At 66.1% G+C, this 11,633-nt stretch carries 3 protein-coding genes and 1 pseudogene; all 4 read right to left on the bottom strand.

All coding sequences use genetic code 11. The annotated features are described in order from the left end of the window. A pseudogene (locus tag WB785_RS00115) lies at positions 1–416 on the bottom strand (acyltransferase); the annotation flags it as partial. Positions 417–467: 51 nt separating this feature from the next. Further along, entirely contained in the window at positions 468–4,877 is a 4,410-nt protein-coding gene (locus WB785_RS00110; RefSeq protein ID WP_424076673.1) for a type I polyketide synthase, read from the bottom strand. Beyond that, complete coding sequence (locus WB785_RS00105; protein ID WP_424076672.1) at positions 4,874–10,282, bottom strand: type I polyketide synthase; 5,409 nt, start codon at positions 10,280–10,282, stop codon at positions 4,874–4,876. Before WB785_RS00105 ends, WB785_RS00110 begins: the two co-directional genes overlap by 4 nt. Next, on the bottom strand, positions 10,282–11,633 hold a 1,352-nt coding region (locus WB785_RS00100; protein ID WP_424076671.1), incomplete at its 5' end, for a beta-ketoacyl reductase. The genes WB785_RS00100 and WB785_RS00105, both read right to left, overlap by 1 nt.

Genomic DNA, 11,633 nt, shown 5'->3' with positions numbered 1-11,633 from the left:
TAGAAGGACAGCAACTCCTCGATGAGGCCGTACATGTGATGCCCGTCGGCGAGGGCGTGATGGACATACAGTGTGGGGTGCGCTTGCCCGCCGCGGACAAACAGCCGGAGGTGCACCAGCGACTCGGCTTGGTCGAAATGCGGTGGGGGGGCTGCAGTGTCCGGCCCATCGACCTCCACCACTTCGAGCCCGGAGTGCATCAGGTCATCGGCGACGAGTTCGTGACGGCCATCGGCACCGCGCTCCAGGCGCGCGGTGAGGACCGGGTGCGCCTCGAGCAGAAGATCGAAGGCGTCCGACAACGCGTCAATATCGATCGGACCCTCGAGGTGTGCGGCAAGGCCCACGAAGTTGTGCGTCTCGGCGAGCATCTCCTCGCTCAGCGCCAGCTTGCGAATGACCGACGATGGAAACACTTGCCTTCTTTCCAGCCTTCCTTGTCCTTCTAGGCAGCCGTCGTCTGGCGTCTACGACAGGTCCACCAATTCCATTTCATCGCTGTCGGCGTCCGATTCGTCCTCCGCGAGCGCATCCCCGATCAGCTCCAGCAATGTTCGTGAGAACCCGTCAGCCAGCGACTGCATGGTGGCCGCGTCGACCCTGCGGGTGTCGTACCACCAATCCAGGTGCAACACACCGGCCGAGCGATACACCCGCAACTCGATGGCGTGACCGAGGCCGGGGATAGCCTCGCGGACCGGCAGCGCGGTGTCGGAGTCGAATTGGACAGCCACGTCATCGCCCAGCGCCGGGAGATCAGGAATAGCGCCAATGTAGTTGAAGAAAATGTCGGCGGGAGGGCTCGCTCCCAGCAACCGTGCTGTGGGCGCATAGTTGTAACGCAGCAGCCCGTAGCCGATTCCATAATGCGGAACGGCATTCAGTCTGCCGTGCACGTCGTCCAGCAGTTGCTTCGCGCTGGTCCCATCACCTTTGGCGCAGTTGAGAGCGACTGGATAGACGGTGGTGAACGAGCCGACCGTGCGACGCAGGTCGACGTCGGGTTTGAGTACCGAGCGGCCCGGCCCGCCGAGATCGACGGCAACCGATCCGTCACCGACCATCGTCGCGATCGTGCGGCTCAGCGCGGCCAGCAGCATCTCCTCGATCGGCACCCGCAGCCGGCGCCGCGCGTCGTCGATCTCGGTTGTTTCCGAAACAGTCAGTTCCGCAGGCAATCTCACCAGATCGGCCACGTCCGGCGCCTCGGTGATCTCCCGGTTGGCCACCGCCCGGCTCGCTCCCGTCGCCGTCTCCAGCCAGAATTCGCGGCTCTCGACGACGGCTGGGTGGACGGCCAGCCCGGCGCAGCGCTGGGACCACTCGCTCCACGATGTGGTGACTGCTTCGAGCGAAACCTCTTGGCCGGCCAACCGTTGGCCGAACGCGGTGAAGATGTCGGCAATCAGGATTTCGCGGGATGCGACGTCGCCGGCGATCCCGTGCAGGCTGATCGCCAGGTAGCACGAACCGCCGGGCACGCCGCGGACATACGTGGCACTCAGCGGCGGGCTGGACAGATCCTGTGCGCCGATCTGCTCGTGCAGTATGCCCAGCAGGGCTTCCCGCTCCTGGGCGCTTCCCGGTGAGACGTCATCCGGAATCGACCGGGTGGCCAGTTCGACCAACTCCTGGGGTTCGCCGATGACCTGTTCCCAGGTGCCCGCGCGTTCCACCAGCCGCAGGCGCAGCGCGTCGTGGTGGTTGGTCACGGCGGTGAGCACGGAACGGACGTCGTCGACTTGAATATCGGCCCGAAGCCGCAGCAGCAGCGGAACACGCCACTGTCCGCGTTCCTTGACGCCATGCTCGAGGAAGTAGGAGATGTTCGGCGGGACAGGCGGATGCGCCACATCGGTCAGCGACTGGCGGCCCAGCCCGCCGGCGGCGTATCGGGCAGTCAGCGCTTTGGCAAGGGCGGCGACGGTCTGGTTGTCGTACAGGTCTTGCGGTGTGAGGTCTAGCCCTTCGTGACCGGCGGTCATCGCGACGCTGATCGCGACCAGCGAATCACCGCCCAGTTCAAAGAAGTTGGCCTTGCGGTCGACCGAGCCGATGCCCAGGCACTGTGCCCAGATGCGCTGCAGCGTGGCTTCCATCACCGATTGAGCATTCTTGGGCGCTTGGCCGGCGTCGGAGGCGGACGCGGCGGGGGCCGCACCGTTGGTTACCGCAGCATCGGGCACCCAATTTGTCTGGCGGTGCTCGATCCAATGCCGTTGGCGCTCAAACGGATAGCCAGGAAGCGTGAGGAGCTGACCCGACTGCCCGCCGCGTAGCGGCGCCCAGTCGACGTCGACTCCGGCTGCCCAGAGCTGGCCCAGGGACAGCAGGAACGCGTCCCGGTCGTCGCGGTTCTGAGCGTGGTGGCGCATCAGCCGGACCGCGTGGTGGCCGCTCGACCACTTTGGATGCCGCGTCGCCGACGCGGTCAGCGTGCCGCCGGGACCAACCTCCACCAAGATGCGGTTCGGGTCGGCAAGCAACACGTCGACCTCGTCGGAGAACCGAACCGTCGAGCGCACCTGGCGCGCCCACGTTGCCGGATTTGTGGCCTCGCCGGCAGCCAGCCAGGTCCCGGTGACGTTGGACAGCAAGGGGATTTGCGGCTCACGCAGCGTTTGTCGGGACAGGAAGCCGGTGAATTCCGGAATCATCGAATCCATCAAGCGCGAGTGGAATGCATGCGACGTGCGAACCCGGCGCGCGACGATGCCGCGTTCGGTGAGGTGGTCGCTGAACTGACGAATGCTGTCCTCAGACCCGGCGACGACGCAGCCGCCCGGTTCGTTGATCGCGGCGATGTCGACATCACCGTTCATATGCTCGGCGAGGGCATCAGGGCTCAGCGCGACAGCGACCATGACGCCGCGCGGTGCAGCATGCATCAAGCGCGCACGCATTGACACCACCTTGATGGCCGTCTCGATGTCGAAGACACCGGCGATGGTTCCCGCGACGTATTCGCCGATGCTGTGTCCGGCCAATGCGGCTGGGCGCACGCCGTAGCTCTCGATCAGCTTCGCCAGCGCGTACTCGACAGTGAACAGCGCCGGTTGGGTGCGGTCGGTGCGTTCCAGGTTGCGCGCGGTTCCCTCGAAGATCTCCGCGCGCAGCTCAATGCCCAACTCCTCGCCGAAGCCCGCTGCGCACTGATCGAAGTGCTCGGCGAACACCGGCTCGGAGTCGTAGAGGCCACGCGCCATCCCGACGTGCTGAGCGCCTTGACCGGGAAACAGGAAGACAATTTGATCCGGATTGTCGCCGCCTTGGGTGAATTCACCGACGAACACGTTGTCGTGCTCGTCGGCGTTGAGCACGGCCGCCGCGTCCTGCTGGTCTTTGACGACTGCCACCATGCGGATCTTCTCTTTGCGGCGACGGCCGAGGGTGTAGGCAACATCGGGCAGGCGGATCTCTTGGTCGCCGGCCAACTCGGCAGCAAGGGTCGACCGTGACTGCTGCAGCGCTTCAGTGCTTCGAGCCGACATCAGCAGCACCTGCGCGCCGGGTACCGGCGCTGAAGCAGCCGCCGCCGGCACCCGCGGCGCCTCTTCGAGCACCACGTGCGCGTTGGTGCCGCCGACACCGAATGAGCTCACGCCGGCGCGCAGGACGCCGTCCCACTCCCACGGACCGTATTCGCTGCGCACCCGGAACGGGCCTTTGTCGATGTGCAGTTCCGGGTTGGGGCTGGTGTAGTGCAGTGTCGCCGGGATGGCCCGATGCTTGAGGCAAAGAATAACCTTGATCAGGCTGGCTATCCCGGCCGCCGACTCGAGGTGGCCGATGTTCGATTTGACCGAGCCGATATAGCACGGCCCCTGGCGAGGCTCGTCGGAAACAGCGAATGCTTGTCGCAGACCCTCGATTTCGATCGGGTCGCCGAGCGGCGTGCCGGTCCCGTGCGTCTCGATATAGCTCACCTCCGAGGGGTCGACCTCGGCGATTGCCTGCGCCTCGGCGACGACGTCGGCCTGACCGGCCGCGTTGGGCGCGGCGTAAGTCATCTTGGTCGAGCCGTCGTTGTTCAGCGCCGATCCTCGGATCACTGCGTGGATGCGGTCGCCGTCATCGACGGCATCCTGCAACGCTTTGAGCACCACCACACCGACTCCGCTGCCGAAAATCGTTCCGTCCGAACGGACGTCGAACGGCCGGCAGTGGCCAGTAGGTGACACCATCGATCCAGGGGCATACCAGTAGCCGACATGGTGCGGGATGCGCAGCGATGCGCCACCGGCCAGCGCCATTTCGCACTCGCCGTTCAGGATGCTTTGGCAGGCCAGGTGAACCGCGACCAACGCCGACGAGCAGGCCGTCTGCACCGAGAGGGCGGGGCCGCGCAGGTTGAACGCGTGCGCCACCTTGGTGGCCAGGTAGTCTTTGTCGTTCTGTAACGACAGGTTGACCATATCGAAGGTTATGCCTTGTCCCATAACCACATCGGGGTCGTGATTGGACATGATGTTGTGCAGTAAGTACCCGCTGGTGGTGCTGGTCGCGTACACGCCGACCGAACCCTCGATGTCGGCCGGGTCGTAGCCGGCGTCTTCGATCGCGTGCCAGGCGGTCTGCAGAAACAGCCGATGCTGCGGATCGGTCGAGCGCGCAACTTGCGGAGTGAAGCCGAAGAAGTCGGCGTCGAATTCATCGATCCCGTCCATCAGTGCGGCACGCCGCACGTAGGCGTGATTCGCCAGCGACTTCTCCGGAATGCCCTCGGCCAGCAGGTCGTCTTCGGCCAGCGTGACGATCGACTCCTCGCCGCGGCGCAGGTTGTCCCAGAACGCCGACACCGTGTTGGCGCCGGGCAAACGGGCCGCCATGCCGACGACGGCGATCGCGTTGGGCGGCAGTTCGCTGTTGCTGGTCACACTCGATCTCCTACTTTTCGCCGAGCCGCGGCGCGCTGCCGGGCTGCGGCGCGCTGCTTGGCTCTGTCACGAACCGCGCTGCCGCTGTCGCCCTTGTCGTCGGCCTGAAGGCCCAGCTGCCGGATCAGGTCGGTCGTCAGCGCGGTCAGCGATGCGCCCTGCAACAGCAGGGCCACTGGCGGTTCCACACCGAAGTCGCCGCGAACGGTGTTGCGGATACGCACCGCCATAAGCGAATCCATGCCCAGTTCGGTCAACGGCTGTTCGGAGTCAATCGTGCTGTCTTTCGGGTAGCCCATGATGGCCAGGATGCGCCCGCCCAGTCGCGCGCTGACGACGCGGTTCACTTCGACGGCGTCCATCTCGCGCAACGCGTCCGGACCGGCCCAATCGTCGTCGTCGCTGTCGATGTCCAGTTCCTCGGCCAACTTGGCGAAATAGCCGAGTTGGCCGATCTCCGGGAACGCGGCGGCGGCGCGGTCCAGTCGCAGACGGGCCACCCCGATGTTCGTTGGGTGGTTAGCGAGGATGGCCTCCAGCGCCTCGATACCCTCGGCCGGCGAAATAGGATCCAGCGCACTGAAGGTCAGTGAGCGGGCGACGCCGATGTCGGACCACTGGCCCCAGTTGATCGTGGTGGCAGGCAATCCCGATGCCCGGCGCCACTCGACCAGGCCGTCGAGCCAGGCACTGGCGGCCGCGTAGGCGCCCTGCCCGGGTGCACCCAGCAGTGACGACGTCGACGAGAAGCCGACCCACCAGTCAAGTTCGCTGCCAGCGGTTGCGACGTGCAGTCGCAGCGCGCCAATGGCTTTCGGCGCCCATACTCGTTCCAGGCTGTCCCTGCTGAGGCCGGCGACGATCTGGTCATCGAGCACGACGGCGCTGTGCATCACACCGCGCAGCGCCAGCCCCGTCCCTTCGGCCGCGCTCACCAGTTGCTCGGCAACTCCGGGTGCGGCGATATCGCCGGAAACCACCACGATTTGGGCCTGCTGCTTGAGTTCGTCGAGCAGCGCTCGCGCCTCGTCGGACGGATTGGAGCGACCGTTGAGCACCACGCGTCCGGCGCCGCTGTCGACCAGCCAGCGAGCCATGGCCAGACCGATCCCGCCGAGGCCACCGGTAAGGATGTAGGAGCCGTCCCGCCGAACGACGTTGTCGGGCTTGGCCGTGCCCAGCGTCGCGCGGGAAAGCCGCTTGGCGTAACGCTTTTCGCCGCGCCAGGCGACCACATCGTCGCCGGATCCCAGCCCGAATTCGCCTGCCAGCGAGGTCACGGTGTCGCCCGCGATGTCCACCAACGTGGTGCGCAGATCCGGGTGCTCGTAGGCCAGCACCCGGATCAGGCCGGTAAGCGCGCTGATCGATGGGTCGCCCGGTTCGCCATCGTTGACGGCCAGTCCATCGCGGGAAACCACCCACAGTCGCGGCGGTTTGCCGTGCCACCCGGTGAGGATTGTGCGAACCGTCGACGCGACCCCCCAGGTCAAATCTCGGCCGCGCGCCGGAGCGTCATCCGACTCCGAGCCGTCGAATGACTGTCGGCCCGCGAAGATGACGACGCCGACCGGCGGAAGCTCGGCGTCTCCCGCGGTTTGCGCGAACGCCTCGAGGACCGCCGACTCGTTGGACAGCTCGGCGCTGATCACCCGTTGGGTCGGTGAGCCGAATCCGGCGGTGAATTCCTTTGCCACCGCCTCGGACTCGACGCCATCGGTCAGCACAAGCCAGCTTCCCTCCGGTGCCGGCGCCGGATTAACCGGAGTCTCAACCCACTCGGTATCAAAGATCTTCTGCGTCAACGGCATCGGCACTGTGCGTCGTTGGACCCGTTGCAGGTAGATACCACTGATCTCGGCGGTAAGATTGCCGCTGTCGTCTGTGATCAAGACGCGGCCCATGATGCCGGCACCGTCCCCGTCTGGGTTGACCAGCTCGGCGCGGCATCGGGCGCGCCGGCCGACATCGCCGAAAACCCGAATCTTCTCGAACGACACCGGTAGATAGGTGGCCTCGTTGGAGTCGGCCAACGATTCAGTCGACAGCGCGGCGGCCAGGCCTTGCAACGCCGCGTCGAGCAGCACCGGATGGATCCGGTAACCACGGTGGCCCGTCGCCTCATCCGGTAGGACAATCTCGGTCTCCGAAGAACCGTTAGGCCTGCGCACGATGCGAGTCAAAGCGGCGAACGCCTGCCCGTGATGCAACCCGGTGTTGCGCAACGCGGCGTACAAATCCGCGGGCGAGACCACCGTGCCGGGCTCGGACGAGGTGGTCGGCGGGGCAGGTGTTTCCGACTGCCCTACCTCGACTTTCGCCACTGCGTGGCGGACCCACGCACCAGTTGCCGAGCGGGAATGGATTTCGACGCGAATTTCGTCGCTGTCCTTCTCGCCTCGGGTGAGCTGCGTGGTGAGCTGAGTCGAGTCGCCCAACGGAAGCATCTGTTCGACCTCGACTCCGACAGTCAGCGACTGCGCCGGCAAGCCAAGGGCTTCGCTGGCTGCGGCCAACGCGATCTCACCGAAGCCGGTGCCGGGCATCACCGCTTGGCCATGCACCTTGTGGTCCGCCAGATAGGGGACGAGTTCTAGCCCGACGTCGGCGGTGAAGACGTGGTCGCGGCCGGACGGCAGCTCGACGTGCGTGCCCAGCAGCGGGTGGGCGCTGGCGGCCTGCCGGGTGGCCGAGAATGGCGCCGCCCAGTATCGGACATGCTGCCACGGCGTCGGGGGAAGATCGATGAGTCTCTTTGTGCTGTCGGCGTTTTGCGCAGCGGCGACTGACGGCGGCCGAACCGTCGCCAGCTGGGTGTGGAATGTCAGCGTCTCGGGGTTGTCTCGGGTGAGCGTTCCCGCCACTTGAGCACCGCCGCGCGGCTTGGCCGATTCCAGCGTCCCGGCGATCGCGTGGCTGAGCAGCGGGTGGGGACTGACTTCGACAAAGTTGGTGTGGCTTTCCGCCGCAGTGGTCACGGCCTGGCTGAACCGCACAGGGTTGCGCAGGTTCACCACCCAGTAGTCGGCGTCGTACGCCGGCGCCGCACCGTTGGTTTGACCCACCGTACTGATCAACGGAATCCTCGGCGTCAGAGGCTTCAAATCCGCCAGTGCGTCCCGCAGTTCGGCCAAGATCGGGTCCACCGTCGGGTGATGCGAGGCCACATCCACCTCAACGCGCCGCGCCAACCGGCCTTGCGCGTCCACCACCGCGATCGCCGCGTCAACCTGTTCGGGCGGCCCGGCGATCACCGTCTGCTGCGGCGCGGCGTACACCGCCACCGTGATATCGGGATACTCGCCGACCAGCTTCTCCGCCTCTTGAGCGCCCAACTCCAGCAACGCCATCGCGCCCTGACCGGAGAGTCTCGACATCAACTTCGACCGGGTGGCAATCACTTTCAGGCCATCGGCGGGGCTCAACGCCCCGGCTACTACTGCGGCGGTCACCTCTCCCATCGAATGCCCGATCACCGCATCCGGCTCGACACCGTACGAGCGCCACAACGCCGTCAACGCCAGCTGCATACCCACCAACACCGGCTGGATACGGTCGATACCAACCACCGGCTCACCGGCCAGCAGCACATCACGCAGCGAAAAACCAACTTGGGCAACGAAATCCGGCTCCAACTCGGCCACCGCCGCAGCAAACGCCGGCTCATCGGCCAACAACTGCCGGCCCATGCCCGCCCACTGCGAGCCCTGACCCGAGTACAAGAACACCGTGCCCGAGCCACGCGGTGCTTCGCGCGGTCCGACAACTCCCGGTGTCGGCTGCCCCGCCGCCAGCGCGCGCAGGCCAGCCACCGCCTCGCTGCGATCACGCGCCGACACCGTGGCGAGTTTGTTGTGGCGACTGCGGTAGTGGTTCACGCTGTGGGCGACATCGGCAAGCGGCACACCGGCACCCTCGCCGGCCATCCAATCCGCCAGCGCCGTCGCCCACGAAGCGATCCGTTGCTCGGACTTGCCGGAAACCGTCAACGTCGTCACCGGTGAACCCGGATCGGCGTCCGACACCGGCACCGGGTCCGGCCCTTGTTCGATCACGACGTGTGCGTTCGTCCCGCCGATGCCGAACGACGACACGGCAGCCCGGCGCGGGCCTTCCTCTGCAGGCCACGGGCTGAGCTCAGTGGGAACGAACAGCCGGGTGGGCGACGGGTCGATCGCCGGATTCCATTGCGCGAAATTGAGATTGGGCGGTATCTGCGCTCGCTGGACGCACAACGCGGCTTTGATGAAGCCGGCAATTCCGGCCGCGGCCTCGAGGTGTCCGAAGTTGGATTTCACCGCGCCCAGGGCACAGCGGCTCTCGCCGCGGCCATACCGATCGGCCAACGCTTCGAACTCGATTGGGTCACCCAAACCGGTGCCGGTGCCGTGCGCCTCGATGAAGTTCACCGAGCCTGCCGTTACGTCGGCGCTGCGCAGCGCGCGCGCAATGACATCCTGTTGCGCGATGGTGTTGGGCGCGGTCAGCCCGTTGGACCGACCGTCCTGATTGACCGCTGAGCCCCGCACAACGGCGAGCACCCGGTCCCCATCGCGCACGGCGTCGGTGAGCCGCTTGAGAACCACCACCCCACAACCTTCGCCGCGGACGAACCCGTCGGCGCGGGAGTCGAAGGAATAGCATCGGCCGTTCGGGGACAGCATCCCCCACTTGGCCATCGCGATCTGAGTTTCCGGCCGCAGGATCAGGCTGACCCCGCCGGCCAGGGCCAGGTCGCTCTCCCGCAACCGCAGGCTCTGGCAGGCCAGATGGATCGTCACCAGCGACGACGAGCATGCCGAGTCGATCGCCACCGCCGGACCACGCAGCCCCAGCAGGTATGCGATGCGCCCGACGGCGACGGCGTGGGCATTGCCCGTCGCGGAGTAGGCATCGATGGCATCCGGGTTGGCTGCTGAAATCGTTTGGTACTCGCCGTAATACACACCCATCATCACGGCGGCACGCACACCGGACAGTTCATCTGTCGCGATTCCGGCGTGTTCGAGCGCTTCGTAGGCCACCTCCAGCATCAGCCGCTGTTGGGGGTCCATGGCTTCGGCTTCACGCGGGGAAATCCCGAAGTAGTCGGCGTCGAAGCCGGCCACGTCGGACAGGAAGCCGCCCCACTTCGACGACATCCGGCCGGGCGCGAACTGGTCGGGATCGTAGTATTCGTCAGCATTCCAGCGGTCGGAAGGGATTTCGCTGATCCCGTCGCCACCGTTAGCCAAGAAGTTCCAGTAGCCCTCGAGGCCCACCGCGTCGCCGGGGAACCGGCAGCCGATCCCGACGACCGCCACCGGTTCGGCCGCCGCGATCCGCGAAGCCTTGTCGAACTGCTGCGTCAGCGCGTCCCGCTTGTCGGCGGGCATCGCCGAAACTCTGTCGAAAATCGTACCCATTAAAAGATACCGCTCTCACTGCCCGCCGAAGCCGACTCCACCTGATCGAACAACTCATCCAACACGCCGCTTCCCGCGTCGATCAGGTCGGGGCTTTCTTCCTGCGGCACCTCCTGCGGTGCAAGCAGATCCGCCACGTACGTCGCCAACGACGAGATGGTCGGGTGGTTGAACAACATGTTCGCCGACAGGTCGATGCCCACGAGTTTCTGCGTCTGTCGCAGAACCGTCATTGCCATCATCGAGTCCAGTCCCAGCTCAGGGAATGGCTGATCGGTGTTGATCGCTGATGCCGACATTCGCAGCTCGCGGGCCAAAATGGTTCGCAGCCTGCTCTCCAGTTCGCTGAACCGCTCCTGGGCCGACAACTGCGACCAGTCCGGAGCCGAAACGTCCGCCTGATCCGCGTCCGCAACGGCCGGCGGGTGCTCGACGATGGAAACGTCGAACTCCTCCACGATCCTTTCGAAGTAGTTGAGCTCGCGGAACTCGGGGGTTGCTGTGAAGGCGCGATCAAGGCGCAGCCGTCCCACTCCGACCCGAGCCAGCGGCCCGCCCACTAGCGACTCCAGCGCTTCGATGCCTTCGTCGGGAGTGATCGGGTCGAGAACGCTGTAGGTCAGTGCGTGGCTCATCCCGACGTCGGACCACTGGCCCCAGTTGATCGCGGTCGCGGGCAGTCCCGATGCGCGCCGCCACGTCATCAACGCATCGAGCCACGCGTTGGCCGTTGCGTACGCCAATTGACCCGGCAGGCCCAGCAGGGTGGCCATCGAGGAGAAGCCGACCCACCAGTCCAGCTCGCGGCCGACTGTCGCGATGTGCAGCCGTAGTGCGCCGGCCACCTTCGGTGCCCACACCCGCTGCATGCCTTCGGCGGTGAGCGTAGTCACCAGCCCGTCGCCGGTCACACCGGCGGCATGCACCAGACCGCGCAGCGGGCGTCCGGTCTCTTCGGCCGCCGCCACCAGCCGCTCTCCTACTCCCGGCGAAGCGATATCGCCTGAGACGAAGACGATTTCGGTGTCACCCGCCAGCTCGGCGAGAGCCTTCTGCTTTTCGTCGGAGGGTTCGCTTCGGCCGTTAAGCACAATCCGCCCCGCACCGCGCTCGACAAGCCAACGCGTGACAACGGTGCCCAGCCCGCCCAGGCCGCCGGTGACGATGTATGAAGCGTCGCCGCGGACAACCGCCTCCCGGCGGCTGCCATCGAGCGTCGCGCGCGAGAGCCGTTCGACATATCGGTCGTCGCTACGCCACGCGACCACGTCATCGCCTGCGGGCGAGCCCAGTTCAGACAACAACGCCGCGATGGGATCATCCGCGGTGCCCAGGTCGACCAGCGTGGTGC

Source organism: Mycobacterium sp., assembly GCF_049585075.1.
GTDB lineage: Bacteria > Actinomycetota > Actinomycetes > Mycobacteriales > Mycobacteriaceae > Mycobacterium.
This window is presented reverse-complemented; position numbering and strand designations above follow the sequence as displayed.

Bases quoted from the DNA above. Each gene is read 5' to 3' on its own strand.
- WB785_RS00105 (WP_424076672.1), bottom strand. From the start codon at position 10,282: ATGGGTACGATTTTCGACAGAGTTTCGGCGATGCCCGCCGACAAGCGG.